General features: G+C 40.5%; 20 protein-coding genes. 19 read left to right on the top strand and 1 reads right to left on the bottom strand.

The features are described 5' to 3' along the window. Nucleotides 1-215: 215 nt before the first annotated feature. The 3 genes from EHS13_RS19590 to EHS13_RS19580 all read left to right on the top strand — a co-directional run bounded on the left by EHS13_RS19590 (nt 216) and on the right by EHS13_RS19580 (nt 4,631). On the top strand, nt 216-1,226 hold the full coding sequence (locus EHS13_RS19590) for a 2-oxoacid:acceptor oxidoreductase family protein (RefSeq protein ID WP_155702014.1): 1,011 nt from the start codon (nt 216-218) through the stop codon (nt 1,224-1,226). A gap of 29 nt (nt 1,227-1,255) precedes the next feature. Then, complete coding sequence (locus tag EHS13_RS19585; RefSeq protein ID WP_155702013.1) at nt 1,256-3,565, top strand: thiamine pyrophosphate-dependent enzyme; 2,310 nt, start codon at nt 1,256-1,258, stop codon at nt 3,563-3,565. A 319-nt stretch (nt 3,566-3,884) separates the two neighbouring features. After that, a complete protein-coding gene (locus tag EHS13_RS19580; protein ID WP_155702012.1) occupies nt 3,885-4,631 on the top strand; it encodes an alpha/beta fold hydrolase in 747 nt (248 codons plus the stop codon). A gap of 67 nt (nt 4,632-4,698) precedes the next feature. Here EHS13_RS19580 and EHS13_RS19575 read toward each other — a convergent pair whose 3' ends face one another. Continuing rightward, complete coding sequence (locus tag EHS13_RS19575; protein WP_227013441.1) at nt 4,699-5,547, bottom strand: polysaccharide deacetylase family protein; 849 nt, start codon at nt 5,545-5,547, stop codon at nt 4,699-4,701. A gap of 156 nt (nt 5,548-5,703) precedes the next feature. Between EHS13_RS19575 and EHS13_RS19570 the strand changes: the two genes are divergently transcribed. The 16 genes from EHS13_RS19570 (at nt 5,704) to EHS13_RS19495 (ending at nt 19,344) form a co-directional block, all read left to right on the top strand. After that, nucleotides 5,704-6,048: a hypothetical protein gene (locus tag EHS13_RS19570; RefSeq protein WP_155702011.1), complete on the top strand. Its 345-nt coding sequence runs from the start codon at nt 5,704-5,706 to the stop codon at nt 6,046-6,048. Between the two features lie 222 nt (nt 6,049-6,270). Further along, nucleotides 6,271-6,879 carry a genetic competence negative regulator gene (locus EHS13_RS19565; protein WP_155702010.1) on the top strand — a complete coding sequence of 203 codons (609 nt, stop codon included), beginning with the start codon at nt 6,271-6,273 and terminating at the stop codon, nt 6,877-6,879. Between the two features lie 133 nt (nt 6,880-7,012). Further along, nucleotides 7,013-8,263: a Glu/Leu/Phe/Val family dehydrogenase gene (locus tag EHS13_RS19560; RefSeq protein WP_155702009.1), complete on the top strand. Its 1,251-nt coding sequence runs from the start codon at nt 7,013-7,015 to the stop codon at nt 8,261-8,263. A 35-nt stretch (nt 8,264-8,298) separates the two neighbouring features. Continuing rightward, complete coding sequence (gene prsW, locus EHS13_RS19555; protein ID WP_155702008.1) at nt 8,299-8,982, top strand: glutamic-type intramembrane protease PrsW; 684 nt, start codon at nt 8,299-8,301, stop codon at nt 8,980-8,982. A gap of 71 nt (nt 8,983-9,053) precedes the next feature. Further along, entirely contained in the window at nt 9,054-10,403 is a 1,350-nt protein-coding gene (gene ypeB, locus EHS13_RS19550; RefSeq protein WP_155702007.1) for a germination protein YpeB, read from the top strand. Between the two features lie 103 nt (nt 10,404-10,506). Further along, nucleotides 10,507-11,166, top strand: coding sequence for a flagellar brake protein (locus tag EHS13_RS19545; RefSeq protein ID WP_319633383.1), 660 nt, complete (start codon nt 10,507-10,509; stop codon nt 11,164-11,166). A gap of 153 nt (nt 11,167-11,319) precedes the next feature. After that, complete coding sequence (gene cmk / locus EHS13_RS19540; RefSeq protein ID WP_155702005.1) at nt 11,320-11,994, top strand: (d)CMP kinase; 675 nt, start codon at nt 11,320-11,322, stop codon at nt 11,992-11,994. 3 nt (nt 11,995-11,997) lie between these two features. Beyond that, nucleotides 11,998-12,576 carry a lysophospholipid acyltransferase family protein gene (locus EHS13_RS19535; protein ID WP_155702004.1) on the top strand — a complete coding sequence of 193 codons (579 nt, stop codon included), beginning with the start codon at nt 11,998-12,000 and terminating at the stop codon, nt 12,574-12,576. A gap of 61 nt (nt 12,577-12,637) precedes the next feature. Beyond that, complete coding sequence (gene rpsA / locus EHS13_RS19530; RefSeq protein ID WP_155702003.1) at nt 12,638-14,014, top strand: 30S ribosomal protein S1; 1,377 nt, start codon at nt 12,638-12,640, stop codon at nt 14,012-14,014. Nucleotides 14,015-14,116: 102 nt separating this feature from the next. Then, nucleotides 14,117-14,722 (top strand): hypothetical protein, encoded by a 606-nt coding sequence (locus EHS13_RS19525; protein ID WP_227013440.1) that lies wholly within the window; start codon nt 14,117-14,119, stop codon nt 14,720-14,722. Between the two features lie 56 nt (nt 14,723-14,778). Continuing rightward, complete coding sequence (locus tag EHS13_RS19520; RefSeq protein WP_155705430.1) at nt 14,779-15,624, top strand: YIEGIA family protein; 846 nt, start codon at nt 14,779-14,781, stop codon at nt 15,622-15,624. A gap of 23 nt (nt 15,625-15,647) precedes the next feature. After that, entirely contained in the window at nt 15,648-15,830 is a 183-nt protein-coding gene (locus EHS13_RS19515) for a capping complex subunit for YIEGIA (protein WP_155702001.1), read from the top strand. A gap of 112 nt (nt 15,831-15,942) precedes the next feature. After that, entirely contained in the window at nt 15,943-17,265 is a 1,323-nt protein-coding gene (der, locus tag EHS13_RS19510; RefSeq protein WP_155702000.1) for a ribosome biogenesis GTPase Der, read from the top strand. A 2-nt stretch (nt 17,266-17,267) separates the two neighbouring features. After that, on the top strand, nt 17,268-17,861 hold the full coding sequence (gene plsY / locus EHS13_RS19505) for a glycerol-3-phosphate 1-O-acyltransferase PlsY (protein ID WP_155701999.1): 594 nt from the start codon (nt 17,268-17,270) through the stop codon (nt 17,859-17,861). Between the two features lie 63 nt (nt 17,862-17,924). After that, nucleotides 17,925-18,953, top strand: coding sequence for an NAD(P)H-dependent glycerol-3-phosphate dehydrogenase (locus EHS13_RS19500; RefSeq protein WP_155701998.1), 1,029 nt, complete (start codon nt 17,925-17,927; stop codon nt 18,951-18,953). A gap of 109 nt (nt 18,954-19,062) precedes the next feature. Then, nucleotides 19,063-19,344 (top strand): stage VI sporulation protein F, encoded by a 282-nt coding sequence (locus EHS13_RS19495; RefSeq protein ID WP_155701997.1) that lies wholly within the window; start codon nt 19,063-19,065, stop codon nt 19,342-19,344. Nucleotides 19,345-19,391: the final 47 nt, after the last annotated feature.

Raw genomic sequence — 19,391 nt, 5'->3', positions numbered from 1 at the left:
TCTGTTATATAACTTATTTACATCTGTTATATAGGGATGATTTTTGATATAAACAGTTGATTTCGCTAAGATTAACGCTTATTTTTTCAAAAAAGGCAAACTAACTGTTGCGACTTAAAACTGTTGTTGTTATAATTTAATAATTAGTACAATGTGAATGGCCGATTTTATGTAAATTGTCTATTCCGTGATGAAAGAAGGGGGAAATCAGCATTATGTCTATTTTGCCTAAAAAAAATGATCTTGGTTTTTTTGAAATCCGCTTGGAGTCAATTGGTGGATTAGGCGCGAATCTTGCCGGTAAAATGTTAGCAGAAGCAGGCGTTGTTGGGGTTGGGTTAAACGGTTTAAGTTTCTCATCCTATGGGTCTGAGAAAAAAGGCTCGCCTGTTAAAGCTCATATTCGCTTCTGTGACATTGATACCCAAATTCGTGATACTTCACCAGTTGAAAGACCTCATGTTGTTGGTATTTTCCATGAAGCCTTGTCAAAAACAATCAATGTGAGCAGCGGGATCTACGAAGATAGCATCGTACTTGTAAATTCGGCACATTCTACGGAAGAATTAAAAGATAAGTTAAAAATGGTAGGTGGAATCATAGCCGTAGTTGATGCAACGGGTATCTCACTAGAGGAACAGAATCGCGCAAACATGGCCATGCTTGGCGGATTGTTCCGTTTATGCGAATTCCTTGATCCCCAAATTATGCGAGATGTTATTCGTAAATCACTAGAGAAGAAGTATCCGCAAGCAGTAGAACCTGCATTACGTACTTTTGATCGCGGTTACAATGAAGTGAAATTTCAAACTATTGCGTTGCCTGAGGGTCATCAAATGCCGGCGTTCATTCGTCATGATACGCCAGTTCTAGGTTATTCCACTCAATCCATGGGCGGAACTATTACGAATCCAGGAAACAGCATTCTTAAAGATATCAGCATCTCTCGTTCGGGAATGATGCCGCATTTTCATGAAGATAAATGTATTCATTGCGCCGCTTGTGATACAGCATGCCCGGATTTCTGTTTTGTGTGGGATGAGCTTCCAGACAAAAAAGGACGTCCACAAATGTTCTTGCAAGGAATTGATTATCAATATTGCAAGGGTTGCTTGAAGTGTGTTGTGGCTTGCCCAACAGAAGCACTTTCGGATGAACGAGAAACAGAAGGATATGGCGAAGCCAATCGTGTACCACATCGTTTTGACTTAGTATTGAAACAATAATCGATTCATAAATGAGGATGTGAAAAATTATGTCGATCGAAATCAAAAAGGAAGTCAGTCTAGGAACAGTTGAACAAAGAATGGTATATGAATCCGGCAACGAGATGGCCGCTTATGCAGCACATCAAATTAACTATCATATTATGGGTTACTTCCCGATTTCGCCTTCAACGGAGGTAGCACAGTTTTTAGATTTAATGAAAGCAAGTGGACAGCATGATGTGGTGCTAATCCCAGCTGATGGAGAGCATGGCTCTGCAGGTATTTGTTATGGAGCTTCAACGGCAGGCGGTCGAGTATTCAATGCGACAAGCGCCAATGGTTATCTGTACATGATTGAGCAAATGCCAGTACAATCGGGAACTCGTTTTCCAATGGTATTAAACTTAGTTTGCCGTTCAGTATCCGGACCGCTTAACATTCACGGTGACCATTCCGATTTATACTACGCTCTTAACACAGGCTGGCCTATCATCATGTGTCGTGACCCACAAGCGGTTTATGACATGAACATCATGGCAATTAAATTAGCAGAGGACCCAGAAGTACGTCTTCCAGTAATGGTTGCTTCTGATGGTTATTTCACTTCTCACCAAAAACGCCGTGTACAAACTTTTGCCCATCGTAAAGATGTTCATGCTTTTGTTGGTGAATTGCCGGCTAAGCTAGGTCAACCGGATGTTTTGGATCGCAATAATCCGATTACTGTTGGACCTTACATGAACGAACCCGATTATATTAATAACTGTTACCAACAATCTGTAGCTATGTACAATGCTGAAAAGGTATTTGAACGCATTTCCAGAGAATATTTGGAGCTTACAGGCCGCGATTATCCAATTCTTGATCTTTATCGGATGGAAGACGCCGAAGTAGCTGTTTTTATAATGAACTCATCTTCAGAAATTATTAAAGATGTAGTTGACCAATTGCGCGAAAAAGGGATCAAAGCAGGTTCATTAGCACCTAACATGATTCGTCCTTTCCCACAAAAAGCAATTGCAGAAGCTTTGAAGAATGTAAAAGCGTTGACAGTTGCTGATCGTGCAGATTCATATGGTGCATACGGCGGGAACATGACCCAAGAAGTTAAAGCTGCCTTATTCACATATAACAATAGTGAAATTATGGTTGTTAGCCGTGTATACGGTTTAGGCGGTAAAGATTTCTACGCTGAAGATGGCCACGCAATGTTTGGCTACGCTTTAGATTCTTTAGCACTAGGTCATGTAGCTGTTCCTTTTGATTACCACGGTCATACTGCTGGGGATCCGAATAAAAAAATGGAACGTGTACTTAATCCTATGAAGTTTGAGGATTTAAAAACTGGATTAATTACAGTAACGAAGAATGAAGAAACAGGCATGCTGAATGTTAAGATTCCACCACTTCGTGCCTTAACTAAGAAACCTAAGCGTATTGCACCAGGTCATGGGGCTTGTCCGGGCTGTGGGATTTTCTCAGGTCTTGAGCTGTTCTTTAAAGGCATTGAAGGCGACATTGTTTCCTTGTTCCATACAGGCTGTGCGATGGTAGTTACAACAGGATATCCTTACAGTTCACACAAAGCGACTTACATTCACAATCTATTCAATAACGGGGCTGCAACGCTTTCTGGTGTTGTTGAAATGTTCTGGGAACGTAAACGCCGCGGAGAATTAGATGAATACAACCTTAAGGATGATTTCACTTTCGTCATGATTACAGGCGATGGCGGTATGGATATCGGTATGGGACCAGCGATTGGTGCTGCACTTCGTAACCATAAAATGATCATTTTGGAATATGATAACGAAGGTTACATGAACACAGGAGCGCAACAATCTTACTCCACTCCAATGGGTCACCGGACTTCTACTTCAAATGTTGGTAAACATCAAGGTGGAAAGCTTTTCCATCATAAAGATACTGCGCAAATTATGGCTGCAACTAATATTCCTTATGTTTTCACAGGCTCAGAAGCACATCCAACCGATTTGGTTAGAAAAGCAGCTAAAGCCCAATGGTATGCACAAAATGTTGGTTTAGTTTACGGGAAGATCTTGATTACCTGCCCGCTTAACTGGCTTTCCGAAGAGAAGGAAGGCTCAACAATCATCAGTGCGGCCGTAGAATGCTGTTTCTTCCCTCTTTATGACATTGAACAAGGGGTAACTACCATTACCTATAACCCAGAAGACAAAGGCAAACGTGTCCCTGTAGCGGACTGGTTGAAGACAATGGGGAAAACGCGTCATATGATCAAACCGGAATACGCGGAGTCCATGAAGATGTTTGAGGATGAAGTGGAGCGTAGATGGGTTCGTCTCAAGGCTAAGAGTGAGCATGAGTTTCTGTAAGTGTTAAGTAGGTGGATGAGAATGTGCTGAAGTTACGGAGTTGTATGTTGGCTTCGGCCACTCTTGAAATTGCATCCTCTTTTATTGGAATAAAACAGGTGGTAAGGATGCAATATTCAAAGGCGGCACGTAAACTCTACGCTCAACACACAAATCCTCCACTTCATACTTTCTCAACAACCTTGCAATTTAAGAAATAGATAGATTCAACGTTTTAGCGTTTCGTCTTAGTAAAGTAAAAAAAGTAAGCCCAGATATCCGGGCTTACTTTTTTTAGGATAAAACATGTAATTCGTCAAAAGAAAGTAGGAAAATCAATATGATAACTAATAACGATGGTATACCCAGTGAGGATTTTAGTGATTTTAAAAAGATAGAATTTCAGTTCGAGGGACGGGACGCCATTCTGGTTTGTCCCGATGAGGAAATTAAGACGAGGAAATGGTTGCTGAAAACGGAGTATTTTGCGGCGTTTCCCGGGCTTGAGGTGGAGATGCTGAAACGCGGCTGGCATGTAGCCTATCTGAAGAATACAAACCGCTGGGGTCTTGATGAGGATATGGACGCTAAGAAGGCGTTTGCGGGTTTTCTAAATGAAAAATACGGCTTGTACGAGAAGTGCGTGCCCGTAGGGATGAGCGCTGGCGGCCTTCACGCCATCAAGCTCGCAGCTAAATATCCAGAGATGGTTAGCTCGCTTTACCTTGATGCTCCGTTGCTGAACATTCTAAGCTGTCTTAACTTAGCGGGCACAAGTATACCGAATGAAGCACTCAAGGAAGAGGTGCTAAGTGCGCTAAACTTGACTTTGTCGGAGTTAATTAGCTACAGGGAACATCCACTAGACAAGCTTCCTGCGCTCTTAGCAAGCAGGATACCTGTTGTGCTCGTATATGGCAGTAACGACAATATCGTTCCCTTCCACGAGAACGGCGCGTTGCTTGTTAAGGCATATGAGCACACTGGAATTGATCTCGAGGTTTATAGTAAGGATTGTGGTCACCATCCGCATTGTCTCGATGACCCAACGCAGATAATAGACTTTATTCTAAGGCACGCTGAATAAATGAAATAAAAAAAGCCACCTATTTTAGTTGAGAATAACTAAAAATAGGTGGCTTTAGTATGGCATGCTACAATTCCGTATCAATGGCCCGTGGGTCCAAGAAGCTATAGCCTTCATCTTCAAGTTTAGTAAGCAAATTATCAAGCGTAGCAACGGTCCAAGGGAGCTCATGCATGAGGATATTGCTGCCTTTATGAAGCAATTTGAATACATTTTCGATAACCAACTCTGATTTTTGCTCTGTTGTATAGCCTTTCTTTTCTAAATCCCAATCTAGCGAACCGTCGGACCATGTCATGAATAGCATTTTTTCTCGCTTAGCTGCTTCACGTACATAATCATTAGAAGAAGCAAAAGGCGGGCGGAAGAAAACAGGGGAGATGCCAATGGTGTCTTTGATAATTTTTTGAACATCATTTAATTGCTGATCTATTTTGGCGTTGCTTTCTTTCTTGAGCTCAATATGGTCCCAGGAATGGTTCCCGATAATTTGTCCACGATCATAAACCAATTTAAGCAATTCGGGGTGGGCTTTAATGCGATAGCCATTCATGAAAAAAATGGCTTTTGCTTTGTGTTTATCGAGCGTGTCCAGCATAGGTTCAATCATTTCTTTTTCTTTGGGTCCATCATCAAAGGTCAGCAAAACGACTTTTTTGTTGCCATTGGGATCTTTTGGCACCAGGTCGTAATTCTTATTCATTATATAGGTTTTTTCTATTTCTTCCGTGTTCGGATTGGGCGATGCAGTTGGTGTTGGAATAGGCGTGGCTATGGGTGTAGGAATTGGCGTCGCTGTTGCAATTGTAGTAGTTGGAGTAATAGTTGATTCTGTTTGTTGGGATGGCGTAGACGAGCTTCCGCAAGCTGTTAAAGGTACGGAAAGTAAGAGGGTGATAATGATTAATTTTTTCAAGTTAGATTCACCTCGTTGCAGAATATTGTCATTGTATCACATTTGATCTTGAATATCCTTGACTTCAATTTCCTATTTTTTGAATGCATAGTTCCAATGGATTAGAGGAAAATATAAAATGTACGAAGAAAAATATGATGAAAAGGAGGAGATTTTATGCGAGTGGGAACTTTTTTATTAGGTGGCATTGTTGGTGCATTGGCTGTAAATTACATTAACCGAAATAATGGTATGATGATGGCTAATTTAGCTAATGCGGGTCAATCGATGGGAAGCATGGTTAATAAAGCCAAGTCCAAATTTTCTAACATGGATATGGATATGAGCAACAATGATCATAATAATACTCATAAAAGTGTAAACCAATCAGATAATTCTAATCAGCATGCTGAATTTTCTCGAGTGAAAGAAATTTTAAATAAAGATCCTGAGTTAAAATCCAAGGTTGATGAAATTTTGGCAAATAATCAACAAAGCACCTCATCCACAAGAGTACAATAAGACAAAACTCACTTTTAAATCACATATCATAAGGACCTCTCAGGCAAGTAGCTAATGCTACTTTCTTGAAAGGTTCTTTTTTTTTCTATTGCATTACGTTTTAAAAAAATTAATAACATGATATAATAATAAAGTAGAGAGTATGGACATTGTAATTATCACATTTCCATGCAATAATCATAACCTGTAGTATACTTCAAGTGATGTTGAGGGGGATCCTATATGAAAATAGAGCGACTGACTCCAGACAAAATTAGGATTTTCCTAACCTTTGATGATCTGACTGAGCGAGGTATTCAGAAAGAAGATATGTGGCGCGAAGTGCCTAAGGTTCATGAATTATTTAGTGAGATGATGGAACAAGCCTATTCGGAGCTGGGATTTGACGCTTCTGGACCTTTAGCTGTTGAGGTTTTTGCGCTTCCTGCACAAGGAATGGTTGTCATCGTAACCAAAAGTAGAATGAATTCATCACATAATCAGAATCATACGGATGAAGAAGATGATGAAGATGTATACGAGATGGAAGTTACATTAGAAGAATCTGATTTAATCTCTTATGCATTTCATGATTTTGAAGATTTATTGAGCATGGCCAAAGTAATCAATCCGTTGTTAGTGGACGGCGGCATCTTATTCTCTTATAAGAATAAATGGATTTTACAATTAGAGCCTGTGGATATGGAAGAAAAAGAAAGTCGATATCAAGCATTAATTGCCGTTTTATCTGAATATGGTGAAGCTACATCTGTTACTCGCGCAGTTCTCGAGGAGTATGGGAAAATCATTATTGCAGATGATGCAGTAAAAGTCCTATGTTCTTATTTCTAAAAGTGGTCAAAGGAAGTAATAACCTAATAGAACCAATTAAACACTTTCAAAACTATCTGTTTTGAGAGTGTTTTTTTGCCTATAAAAGGGGATAACACAAGTGAGTTGATAAAATAAGTGAGGTGTAGGCTTCATGATTGCCATAGAAAATCTAAATGTATTGGATTCCACACAAATAATCATTGGTGAAGCAATTAAAAAGCTCGGCTATTCTACAGAGATGTATGAATTGTTAAAGGAACCGTTAAGGGTGCTTCATGTTCGTATTCCCATTCAAATGGATAACCAGAAGGTGCGCATATTCACAGGTTATCGAGCTCAGCATAATGATTCAATCGGACCTACAAAAGGCGGGATTCGGTTTCATCCGGATGTTAATGAGGATGAAGTTAAAGCTTTGTCTATCTGGATGAGCTTGAAATGTGGAATTGTCGATCTACCATTTGGTGGAGGTAAAGGTGGTGTTATTTGCGACCCGCGTGAAATGTCTTTTGGTGAGCTGGAGCGTTTAAGCCGAGGATATGTGAGGGCTATCAGCCAAATTGTCGGCCCTAACAAAGATATTCCTGCCCCAGATGTTATGACAAATTCGCAAATAATGGCCTGGATGATGGATGAGTACAGCCGTATTCGTGAATTTGATTCTCCAGGCTTTATTACAGGGAAACCTATCGTATTAGGCGGTTCCCAAGGTAGGGAGACAGCTACTGCCCAAGGTGTGATTATCATGATCAAGCAAGCTTTGAAGATACGCGGAAAGAACCTTAATGAAGCTAGCGTGGTTATTCAAGGATTTGGCAATGCCGGCAGCTACCTAGCGCAGTTTTTGCATGAATCAGGCGCAAAGGTTGTAGGGATATCAGATGTATACGGAGCGATATATGATGAGGATGGTTTAGATATTCCGAGCTTATTGGATCGCAGAGATTCTTTTGGCACGGTGACAAAGTTATTCAGCAAGACGATTACCAACCAACAAGTATTAGAGCAAAAATGTGATATTCTAGTCCCTGCTGCCATTGAAAATCAGATTACACAAGAGAATGCAGCCAAGATTCAAGCTGGCATTATTGTCGAAGCTGCTAATGGTCCCACAACAATTGAAGCGACGAATATCTTGACTGACCGCGGTGTGCTAATTGTGCCAGATATCTTGGCAAACGCAGGTGGTGTGGTGGTTTCTTATTTTGAATGGGTGCAGAATAATCAAGGATATTACTGGTCGGAAGCGGAAATTGAATCCAAGCTGCAAGATAGGATGGAAAAAGCTTTTGATAATGTCTATAATGTTCATGAGACACGTGGTGTCAATATGCGCTTGGCAGCCTACATGGTTGGTGTGCGTAAAATGGCGGAAGCCTCTCATTTACGAGGCTGGATTTGAAATGGATGAAATGATTAACTAAGGAGTGAAGACAGATGTGGTTATCCATTCTGGTAGCTGCTATTGCCCCAGGAATTGCACTTCTCTCTTATTTTTACCTTAAAGATAAATATGAGGCTGAGCCGATTTCGATGGTGGCTCGTTTATTTATATTCGGTGGGATACTTGTTTTCCCCATTATGGTCATACAAAGAGCATTTGTTTTAGCTTTTGGCGAAAATCCATTTGTATTTTCATTCGTATATTCGGCGGGGATAGAAGAGGTTGTTAAGTTTATTATTGTTTATTTTGTAATCTATAAGCACATTTATTTTGATGAGCCGTATGACGGGATTATTTATGCTGTCGCTTTATCTCTAGGCTTCGCTACAGTCGAAAATGTGATTTATGCATTTGTCGATTTCTCTTCATTCTCGCATTTGCTGTTTAGGGCATTTTTACCTGTATCTGCTCACGCTTTATTCGGGGTTTTTATGGGGTATCAGCTAGGTAAAGCCAAATTCAATCCCTCTAAAGAAAAGAAGTATTTACGCAATGCTTTATTAGTACCTTTAATATTCCATGGAATATTCGATTATATATTACTTGATTTCAGAACTACATGGCTATGGTTTATTCTTCCGTTGATGCTGCTCTTCTGGTACTTCGGTTTGAAAATGCTCAATAAAGCTAATGAACGTTCTCCATTTCGTGCTGTGCAGCGTGAGGAAAAATTTTAATTTCATGCATAATTCCACAAGCGTCAACGGATGCTAATAAAAATGACAGGAGGTAGAAAGGGGATCCAAAGATGTATAGAAGACTCAGTGCAATTCTTTTTCCCGTTGCTATAATAGCTTTAATTGGTGCTGGTATATGGGGGTATCAGGAGAATCAAGAGAAGAACGCTATACTAATCAAGGCAGAGAATCAATATCAGCGGGCATTTCATGATCTATCCTTCCATATTGACAAGCTACATAATGAGCTGGGTAGTGCGATTGCAGTAGATTCAAGCTCGCAGGATTTTTATAAAAAAGGTCTTGTGAATATTTGGAAAATTTCCAGTCAAGCCCAAAGTGAGATTAATCAACTGCCCCTAGCTTGGCTTCCGTTCAATGAAACAGAGAAATTTTTAAATCACATATCCCAATTTTCATATAACACAGCTGTTAGAGATTTGAATGAAAAGCCACTTTCCCCCGAAGAAAAAAATACATTAAATACTTTGTATAAACATTCAACAGAAATTACCGATAAGCTGCAAGGTGTACAAAATAAAGTATTAGCGAAAAATTTGCGCTGGATGGATGTAGAAATAGCTTTAGCAACCCAAAAGAATGGCACGGATAATTCGATTATTGATGGTTTCCGCACGGTGGATAAGGAAGTTAAGACAAATACCGATATGGATTGGGGACCCACAATGATGGGACTGATTCATCCGAAGAATTTATCTATGCTCTCTGGAGAAATAGTCACACCTGATCAAATTAAGCATAAAGCGGCTAAGTTTCTCGGGACTAAAGACGAGTCAGCCATGCAAGTCACGGAAAATGGCAAAGGAACAGATTCCAACTCTTACTCTGTAACTCTCAAACAACCCAATCAAACGGAGATCACGCAAATTGATTTCACCAAAAAAGGTGGAAATGTGATTTTCTATATGGAGCCTCATCTGGCAAAAAGCAAGGTGCTGGATATTGCTGGTGCCAGAGAAGCGGCCTTGGAATTTCTGGAGACACATGGATATAAAGCGATGAAAGCTGTCAATTATGACGAATATCAGAATATAGCCAATTTTACATTTGCCAAAGTGCAAGATAAGGTCACTGTTTATCCTGAAAAACTAACCGTTAAAGTAGCCTTGGATGATGGAAATGTCGTTGGGTTGCAGGCAGCAGATTATTTATTGGAGCAAAAAACGCATAAATGGCCACCGCCAAAGCTTAATTTAGAGCTAGCTAAAAAAGAACTGAATCCTAAATTTAAAATCCAAAGCCATTCGTTGGCTCTGATCAAAAATGAAATAAATGAAGAGGTTCTATGCTATGAGATCATTGGGAAAATAAATGGGAACAACTATAAAATTTATATCAATGCTCAAAACGGGTATGAAGAGAAAATTGAGTTGATTCGTCCACAAACGGCTAAGGTGTAGCCGTATTTATTAAAGAAGTCAGAAGAGAAGTCACAGACTTCTCTTTTTTTTGTTTCTATTTTCCAATGTCATGGTATAATTATAATATCAAAAATTGCTGGAGGTGCCCGTTTTGCTTCCGAAAGTTAACCAGATCTTATACATGCAAGTTAATTCCATCGATGAAGAAGAAGCTAAAGAAGAGTTGAAAGCACGTATTGCCGATGTTTTGGATGAGCATGTTTTAATTGAATTACCATTACGCGTCAAAACGGGTAAAGTGAAACGATTATATGCCGGGGATGAATTATCCGCGTATTACATAACAGAGGGCGGAGTGAAGAATTATTTTATCACTTCTGTTCTAGGTTTCAGAGAAGATGTACTAAAGCTAGTTGTACTTAAGAAACCAGAGCTTGAATCCATTACTAAAGTGCAGAGACGTAATTTCTTACGTGTGCCTGCTGAGCTTGAAATTGCCGTAAAAGTTTCTGAAATTGTGCAATTCATGGGGTATACTGATGATGTAGGCGGTGGTGGGATCTCATTCCTTTGCGAGAAGAACATTCCTATTCAAGTTAAGAATGAAGCTAGCTGTTGGTTGCTCGTCCCATTTAAGAACGGAAAAGTCGAACACGCTAATTTTAAAGCCGAACTTGTACGTGTCAAACAAACAGAAACGGAACAGCAATTGGTCATGCTTCGCTTTATTGATATCTCCGATCGAGAACGCCAAAAAATCATAAAGTATTGCTTTGAACGACAATTGGAGCTAAGAAAATAGTTAGTTTTGCATCCAACCCCAAACCTATGGTATAATTTTTCTCGTTCGCAGGCGCGTGCCTGCTTTTTTTAATATTGCTTGCAAAGCAAGTTCATCTTGGAAAGACTCTAGTATGACTTTCAATGTAGGTTTTGCAAAAGGAGGACGCAGACATTGGGCAGAATCAATGTTGCGCTGGATGGACCCGCAGGTGCAGGAAAAAGTACAGTGGCTCGTTTAGTAGCTGAAGAACTAGGCTTTGTCTACATAGATACCGGTGCAATGTATAGAGCGGTAACATGGAAGATTATCCAAGAAGGTTTAAATTCGGATCAAGTGGATCAAGTGATCGCAGTAGCTAAACAAATGCAGATTGAATTGAAACCTGGGCAACAGGGTCAAAAAGTGTTTGTGGATGGCATTGAAGTTACGGATGCGATTCGTTCCGAAGAAATCAATCAAAATGTTTCATGGATTGCAAGCATTCCCCAAATTCGTGAGTTACTGGTCCATTTACAGCAGCAAATGGCTGTATCTAAAGGGATCGTCATGGATGGAAGAGATATTGGAACTCATGTCTTACCTGATGCGGAAATCAAGGTTTTCCTAACTGCAACCGCCAAGGAAAGAGCCAAACGAAGATTTCAAGAAACCAAAGATCCGGACATAACCATAGATCAGCTTGAATTTAACATCAATCAACGTGACCGAATGGATGAACAGCGAGAAGCTTCTCCGCTCATTAGAGCAGAAGATGCCATCCTGCTTGATAGCACCGAAATGTCACTTTCGGAGGTTGTTACCCAAGTCTTGGATTTATGCAGAACTCATGTGGCCGGAGGTAGCTAGAACATGCTCTATCGCTTTGGGAGAGGCCTATTTCGAATTATGTTTCTTGTGTTATTCCGCTTGAAAGCTTATGGTAAGGAGAATATTCCCGACGAGGGCCCATTGATTTTCTGCGGCAATCATCGGAGTACGTTCGACCCGCCCATGCTCGGGTCCCCCATAAGAAGAGAGCTTTATTTTATGGCTAAGGAAGAGCTGTTTCGCATCCCGATTTTTGGTGGGCTTATCAGGCGTGTGCATGCATTTCCTGTAAAACGGGGAGGAGTAAGCAAGGACTCCATTCGTTTGTCGATTCAATTGTTGAAGGATGGAAAAGCCATGTGTATTTTTCCTGAGGGTTCCCGTAACAATGCGGGAGGCGTTGGGAAGAAAGGCGCGGCAATGCTGGCACTAAGATCTAATGCCATAGTTATTCCCGTAGCAATTATTGGAGATTATAAACCTTTTCGCCGAATGGCGGTTTATTATGGCAAGCCGGTAGATTTGAGTGAATATGCTCAAAGCACTTCAGATAATTTAGAAGCTGCAACGGATAAAATCATGAGCGAGATTCGAGCAATGGTAGCAAGATATCAAGCCTAGCTAGTTGTCATGAATGGAAAAGGGAGCTTAGAATTATACTATCACATAGGAGGTTGTAAAGATGACAGAAGAAACTAAAATTACAGAAGAAATAACTGCATCAGAAGAAGTTACAGCAACAGAGGAAACGAATGTAGAAGCAGCACAAGAGGAGCAAGCTCCAGAAGCTGCAGCAACAGAAGCAACACCAGAAGTACCAGCAGCTGCGGCTCCAGTAGCAGTAGAAGCTGAATCTGTGAATCAAGCAGATCATTTGGATGTAGCTGTAATTAAAAAGGGTGTAACCGTTAAAGGTAAAATCGTCAAAATTGATGCGGATCAAGCATTTGTTGACATTGGCTATAAATACGATGGCACTATTACATTACGCGAGTTGTCTTCTGTAACTTTAGAGAATGCAGCTGATGCTGTAACTCTAGGCCAAGAAGTCGAATTGAAAGTAGTTTCTATTAATGATGCAAAAGAACAGCTTATCCTATCCAAGCGTGTTGTAGATAGTGAAAAAGCTTGGACTGAGCTTCAAGCTAAGCTAGAAAGCAAAGAAATTTTCGAAGCTGTTGTTGCTGAAGTAGTTAAAGGCGGATTAGTGGTAGACGTTGGTCTACGTGCATTCGTACCTGCATCTATGGTTGAGCGTCACTTCGTAGAAGATTTCACGGATTATAAAGGTCGCACTTTAAAGCTTCGTGTTAAAGAATTGGATCAAGAAAAGAATAAAGTTATCCTTTCCCAAAAGGATGTATTGGATGAAGAATTCGAAGTTAACAAGAAGAGCGTAATGGAAGGCCTTAAGATTGGGCAAGAGCTTGAAGGAACTGTTCAACGTTTAACTCCATTCGGAGCGTTTGTTAACATCGGCGGTATTGATGGATTGGTGCATATTTCTGAAATGTCATGGCAGCATATTGATCACCCTAACGAAGTAGTAAGCGAAGGCGATCAAGTGAAGGTTCAGGTATTAAAGCTTGATCCTCAAAACGATCGCATCAGCCTTAGTCTTAAAGCTACTCAACCAGGTCCTTGGCAGAAGCTTGGCAGTGAATTGCAAGTGGGTTCCATTGTAACGGGTAAAGTACAACGCATTACTAATTTTGGTGCATTTGTTGAAGTAGCGCCTGGCATTGAAGGCTTGGTTCATATTTCACAAGTAGCTCACCGCCATATTGCAACTCCTCATGAAGTTTTGAAAGAAGGACAGGAAGTGCAAGTGAAAATCCTTGATATCAATCCAAGCGACAAGAGAATTAGCTTAAGCATTAAAGATACTGAAGAAGCTCCAGCTGGATCAGAAAAACAAGAAAAACCAAGATCCGACAGCAGAGGCGACCGTCCAGAGCGCAGCAGACAACCAAAGAGCGACTATGTTCAACAAGAGAACCAAAAATTAACAAGCACGCTTGGCGAATTGTTCGGCGACAAATTAAGCAAATTTAAATGAGCAGCAATCTAAAATAATAAAAAATCGGTGATCTCTTAACAGAGGTCGCCGATTTTTTTGCATGTATAGGACCCGTTTGCAACATACTAAATTCGGTAGGTGATGCAAATGAATCCTGGATATATGACGGTTGTTGTACTTTTAAGCATAGGGATATTGTTGGGGAGCGGTTGGAAGGATTACTTCTTTAAGGGATTGTCCTATAAATCGATTGTGCTCTTTGTTGCTGCTTGGCTTATAGGATCACTAATTAAACTAAGATTACATGTCCATGGATTAGACTTACAGCTTAATATGGCTTTTACTTTTCTATTATTATTTAGTGTGTTTTTACTGATTCGTTTGAAATCAGCCTTGGAACGTTTGAATCTCTTAACGATTGGTTTAATGCTGTGCATTTTAGATTTTACATTAAGAGAAGCTTCAGGGCTGCCAATGGAGTATATTGCCATTTGTCTGGCTATTGTTGTAACTGGCTTACAGAAAAGATTGGATAAACAGCTGGCTTCCTTACTTCTAGGATTCCTATGCGGGAATGTATTAAGCTTGTTGGCTCATCAGAATTCAAGATTATTAATTTTAGCGGATCAGTCTTATCAAGACTTATGGTGGTTAACCTTGTTATTTACAAGAGTTTTTGTTGTCCTATATGAGAATGGAATTGCTGGTTTTAGAAAATGGGTTAGTGTTATTTTTGAGAAAAAATAAGCTTTGGGGGTCTTCTATTGGAGTGGATAACTATACATCGTTACACTCTTGGGGTCATGATTGGCGTGATATTCGGTATGATGGCCAGAATCATTATGTTACGAACAGATTATCGGCAATACCCGACTTACCCTCATGGAAGAATTATACACCTGTCGCTAGGAGCGATAGCTGCAGCATTAGGAGCAGTCGCGGTTCCCTCCTTATTGAATAAGGAATATACAGCTGTTACCTTTTTGGCATTAGCTGCGCAGCAATTTAGGGATGTCCGTAAAATGGAGCGGGAGACACTTACTAAATTGGATGAGTATGAATTAGTCTCAAGAGGCGGCACTTATATTGAAGGGATCGCAATGGTATTTGAGGGCAGAAACTATATGGTTATTTTTACATCCTTTATTGCTGCATTATTCAGTACTGTCTTTTCCGTTTGGTATTGGGGTGTCCTTGCAGGTATTCTTGCACTCGGCTTAGCTTATAGATATAAATCGGGCAAGTCGATTGAAGGAATTGCCGATGTTCGTGAGGCACAGCTGAGATTTGAAGGACCTGATCTTTATGTGGACAATATTTATATGATGAATATCGGACTAAAGGACAGTCAGAAAAAAATCCTACAACATGGTTTAGCCTTAATAGTAACACCGAAAAACATGAATTCTCGTGTAACCTTAGCAAATCTTGGACAAAGACAAGCGATTTTGTATGATTTATCAACGATATTAGGTGTTTATCGAGATTCAGGTGAACCTTCCTTGGTTCCATTAGCTAAATTAGATTTGTCGGATGGGCGCTTGGGGGTATTCATACTTCCATTAAATCGTAACATTGAGAAAGCAAAACAAACGCTTTTACGGGCTCCCCTGCTGGAGAATGCTGTGCGAATGCCTTCAGAAACTTGATTTATTAGGAAGGAGAATGTGAGATGGCGTCATCCATATTAGCGATTATTACATTGGAGCATGGAAAGGTTGCAGGAGGTGCACCTATTTTTTTCGTTGATTCAATTGAAGAACAGCAAAGCACCTCATTATATTTAGAGAAAATATTAGACGCGACCGCTCATGATCTGAAAAATGGAGCAATGATCATTGTAAAACATAGTTAATAATGAATAATGATTGAGCTTATTTGTCAAGGCTAGCCATTTAGATGGTTTTTTGCTATGATGGAGGTTGTGCATTTGATGGTAAAGACAGGAATAACAAGGAGTGGAAGAAATGGCAAAACCAATTATCGCGATTGTCGGCCGTCCCAATGTCGGGAAATCAACAATTTTCAACCGAATTATTGGCGATAGGCTAGCAATTGTTGAAGATAAAGCAGGAAGCACACGTGATCGACTTTACGGGTCCAGTGAATGGAGTGGCAAGGCTTTTAATATTATTGATACAGGCGGTATTGAAATCAATAGTGATGATGATATTTTGCGTTCTGTACGGATGCAAGCAGAATTAGCGATTGATGAAGCAGATGTTATTATTTTTATGGTAGATGTAAAGGCTGGGATTACTCCGGCTGATCTAGAGGTCAGTCAAATTCTGTTTCGTGCCCGCAAACCAGTGATTCTTGCGGTTAATAAAGTTGATAATATGCAACTTCAGGAAGATACTTATGAATTCTATGGATTAGGTTTTGGTGAGCCTATTGCCATATCTGGTTCCCATGCGATTGGTATTGGTGATTTGCTTGAAGCGGCGGTTAACAGTTTCCCTGAAGAAGTGGAAGAGGTTATTGAAGAAGATGTGATCCGTATCGCGTTAATCGGTCGTCCAAACGTGGGCAAATCCTCTCTGGTCAATGCGATTCTAGGAGAAGAGCGTGTTATTGTTAGCGCTACTGCCGGTACAACACGCGATGCAATTGATACTCCCTTCGAGAAGGATGGTCAAAAGTATGTCTTGATCGATACAGCAGGAATGCGAAAACGCGGCAAGGTTTATGAGAATTTGGAAAAGTACAGTGTTATGCGTGCCTTGAAGGCGATAGAACGGGCTGACGTTGCCCTTGTGATCATTAATGGCGAAGAAGGCATCATTGATCAGGATAAACATATTGCAGGCTATGCGCATGACGCAGGCAAGGCGAGTATGTTTGTGATAAACAAATGGGATGTTGTCGAAAAAGACGATAAAACCATGCAGGTTTTCTCACAAGTCATTCGCGACCATTTTCTGTATATGAGTTATGCGCCGATGCTGTTCGTTTCCGCTAAAACCAAGCAAAGATTAAATAAACTGCTCCCCATTGTAAATGAAATAGCTGAACATAATTCGATCCGTGTGCAGACACATGTATTAAATGATGTCATCTCAGATGCTGTTGCGATTACACCGCCTCCTACTAGCAATGGTAAGAGATTACGTGTTAAATATGTGACTCAAGTCGCTGTTAAGCCGCCAACTATTGTTGTTTTTGTCAATGATCGCGAGCTGATGCATTTCTCTTATGAGCGATATTTGGAGAATAAGCTTCGTGCTGCTTTTGATTTCACCGGTACACCTATACGGCTTTTCACTCGGAGCAAAAGGGATGACGAATAAGCATGAACACTATCATAGCCATTATCGTAAGTTATTTACTGGGATCCATAAGCTTTAGCTTTTTGGCAGGTAAATTCCTCAAGGGAATCGACATTCGTGAGCATGGAAGCGGTAATGCAGGGGCAACTAACACCTTGCGCGTATTAGGTAAGGGACCTGGTTTAAGTGTGTTCGTGCTTGATATTTTCAAAGGTGTTTTGGCGATATGGATTGCGGCTTGGTTGGTTCCTGATACGGTAAGAGTTGAAATACTATGTGGCTTTGCAGTAGTTGCTGGCCATAATTGGCCTGTGTTTTTTAACTTTAAAGGCGGTAAAGGGATTGCAACGACGATTGGCGTCATGCTAACTTTATGCTTTTTGCCGGTTATTTACGCGGGTATTCTAGCTATTCTAGTAATTGCAATTACGAGATATGTTTCAGTTGGATCCTTGCTTTTTGCAACTGTTCTTCCTTTATTTATCCTGTGGATGGATAAGCCTCATGAAATTCTATGGCTGAGTTTAATTGTTTTTGTGTTTGCCTATGTACGTCATCGGACAAATTTGGTTAAACTATGGAATGGCAAAGAAAATAAAATTAGCTTCAAAAAATAATTCTCAATAAAATTTTATGCTTATGAAGTGAGTTTTCTAAAAAAACTCTAGGGAGGCACAACGATGAGTGTGAAAAAAGTTGCTGTTCTGGTCGCAGGGAGCTGGGGAACTGCGCTGGCTTCGCTTCTTGCAGACAGTCACTCTGAAGTAGTGGTTTGGTCACGCAACGCAGCTGAAGTAGATGATATCAACCAATCTCATATGAATCGGCGGTTTTTTAAGGAAGTAGTGCTTTCACCTAATCTAAAGGCAACCTTATCTATGGAAGAAGCCATCCGTGAAGCGGAAGCGATTATCCTAGCAGCTCCATCTGCTGCAATGCGTGGGGTGTGCGCGGCATTAAGACCGTTATTGACGCCAGTTCAATTAGCCGAATCTTTAATCGTTCATGTTGCTAAGGGATTTGAAGCCGAAACTATGAAGCGAATGACGACTGTTATCGCTGAAGAGCTGCCTGAATACGATGCCAATAAGCTTGTGGTTTTATCGGGTCCAAGCCATGCGGAAGAAGTTATTCTACAATGTCCGACCACGGTAGTTGTCGCCTCTGGCAATGTCGCAGCGGCAGAAGCTGCCCAGGATTTATTCATAAACGCTTACTTTCGTGTCTATACAAACCCTGATGTGATCGGTGTTGAAGTCGGTGGTGCGCTTAAAAACATAATTGGTTTAGGTGCTGGCTTAATTGAAGGACTAAACTTTGGAGACAATGCAAAAGCAGCTTTAATGACCAGAGGACTAGCTGAAATAACCCGGCTTGGCGTTAAAATGGGAGCGAATCCATTGACATTCGCTGGTTTAGCTGGGATAGGTGACTTGGTAGTAACTTGTACAAGCAAGCATAGTCGAAATTGGCGGGCTGGTTATATGCTTGGACAAGGTAAAGCTTTGTCAGAGGTGCTGGATAGCATGGGGATGGTTGTGGAAGGCGTGAAAACGACCAAATCAGCGCACAAGCTAGCAGAGCAATATGAAGTCTCTATGCCTATTACAGAAGCGTTATTCCAAGTGTTGTTTGCTGGGAAAGCTCCGATAGAAGCGGTTAGTGATTTAATGGGCCGAGTTAAGACACATGAAATTGAAGAGGTTTGAAGTACATATTTACGGATGCCCGGATTAAATAGTTGATTAGCCTACACTTTTATCCTCCCTCGCTCATAACATAGTTTATAAGCTGGAGATTAAAGTGGGAGGATGAGCAATGACCAATAAAGATGTTTCTAAAGATGTGCTGGGTGTCGTAAAAAAGAAAACAGGTAAAAGCGTAACTGAAAAAGATATTCAAAAGCTTGCAGTTACGGTTAAGCCTTCAACCTTAAAAAGTGAGGCTTCATTACGGCAGCTAATCAAGCAGGTATCTGGTTTAGTCAACACTCAGGTATCTGAGAGTACGGTAAATGAAATTATTAATGCAGTAAAAAACAGCAAAATCAATCCGGACAATGTTGAACAATTAATGAAAATGATGACCGGAAAGAAGTAAATGGAGGCATAAGTGGCGTTTACAACGCGCTTATGCTTTTTTTTTAT

This window comes from Paenibacillus psychroresistens (assembly GCF_009728935.1).
Classification (GTDB): domain Bacteria; phylum Bacillota; class Bacilli; order Paenibacillales; family NBRC-103111; genus Paenibacillus_AC; species Paenibacillus_AC psychroresistens.
Note: the sequence above shows the minus strand (reverse complement) of the source record. Positions and strands in the feature narration are given on the sequence as shown.

What these genes read in the sequence shown, in the direction of transcription:
- prsW (WP_155702008.1), top strand. Translation starts at nt 8,299, where the DNA reads ATGTGGTTATCCATTCTGGTAGCTGCTATTGCCCCAGGAATTGCACTT.
- EHS13_RS19570 (WP_155702011.1), top strand. Translation starts at nt 5,704, where the DNA reads ATGCGAGTGGGAACTTTTTTATTAGGTGGCATTGTTGGTGCATTGGCT.
- plsY (WP_155701999.1), top strand. Translation starts at nt 17,268, where the DNA reads ATGAACACTATCATAGCCATTATCGTAAGTTATTTACTGGGATCCATA.
- EHS13_RS19525 (WP_227013440.1), top strand. Translation starts at nt 14,117, where the DNA reads ATGCAAATGAATCCTGGATATATGACGGTTGTTGTACTTTTAAGCATA.
- der (WP_155702000.1), top strand. Translation starts at nt 15,943, where the DNA reads ATGGCAAAACCAATTATCGCGATTGTCGGCCGTCCCAATGTCGGGAAA.
- EHS13_RS19580 (WP_155702012.1), top strand. Translation starts at nt 3,885, where the DNA reads ATGATAACTAATAACGATGGTATACCCAGTGAGGATTTTAGTGATTTT.
- EHS13_RS19590 (WP_155702014.1), top strand. Translation starts at nt 216, where the DNA reads ATGTCTATTTTGCCTAAAAAAAATGATCTTGGTTTTTTTGAAATCCGC.
- EHS13_RS19560 (WP_155702009.1), top strand. Translation starts at nt 7,013, where the DNA reads ATGATTGCCATAGAAAATCTAAATGTATTGGATTCCACACAAATAATC.
- EHS13_RS19535 (WP_155702004.1), top strand. Translation starts at nt 11,998, where the DNA reads ATGCTCTATCGCTTTGGGAGAGGCCTATTTCGAATTATGTTTCTTGTG.
- EHS13_RS19565 (WP_155702010.1), top strand. Translation starts at nt 6,271, where the DNA reads ATGAAAATAGAGCGACTGACTCCAGACAAAATTAGGATTTTCCTAACC.
- ypeB (WP_155702007.1), top strand. Translation starts at nt 9,054, where the DNA reads ATGTATAGAAGACTCAGTGCAATTCTTTTTCCCGTTGCTATAATAGCT.
- rpsA (WP_155702003.1), top strand. Translation starts at nt 12,638, where the DNA reads ATGACAGAAGAAACTAAAATTACAGAAGAAATAACTGCATCAGAAGAA.
- EHS13_RS19520 (WP_155705430.1), top strand. Translation starts at nt 14,779, where the DNA reads ATGATTGGCGTGATATTCGGTATGATGGCCAGAATCATTATGTTACGA.
- EHS13_RS19515 (WP_155702001.1), top strand. Translation starts at nt 15,648, where the DNA reads ATGGCGTCATCCATATTAGCGATTATTACATTGGAGCATGGAAAGGTT.
- EHS13_RS19500 (WP_155701998.1), top strand. Translation starts at nt 17,925, where the DNA reads ATGAGTGTGAAAAAAGTTGCTGTTCTGGTCGCAGGGAGCTGGGGAACT.
- EHS13_RS19585 (WP_155702013.1), top strand. Translation starts at nt 1,256, where the DNA reads ATGTCGATCGAAATCAAAAAGGAAGTCAGTCTAGGAACAGTTGAACAA.
- EHS13_RS19495 (WP_155701997.1), top strand. Translation starts at nt 19,063, where the DNA reads ATGACCAATAAAGATGTTTCTAAAGATGTGCTGGGTGTCGTAAAAAAG.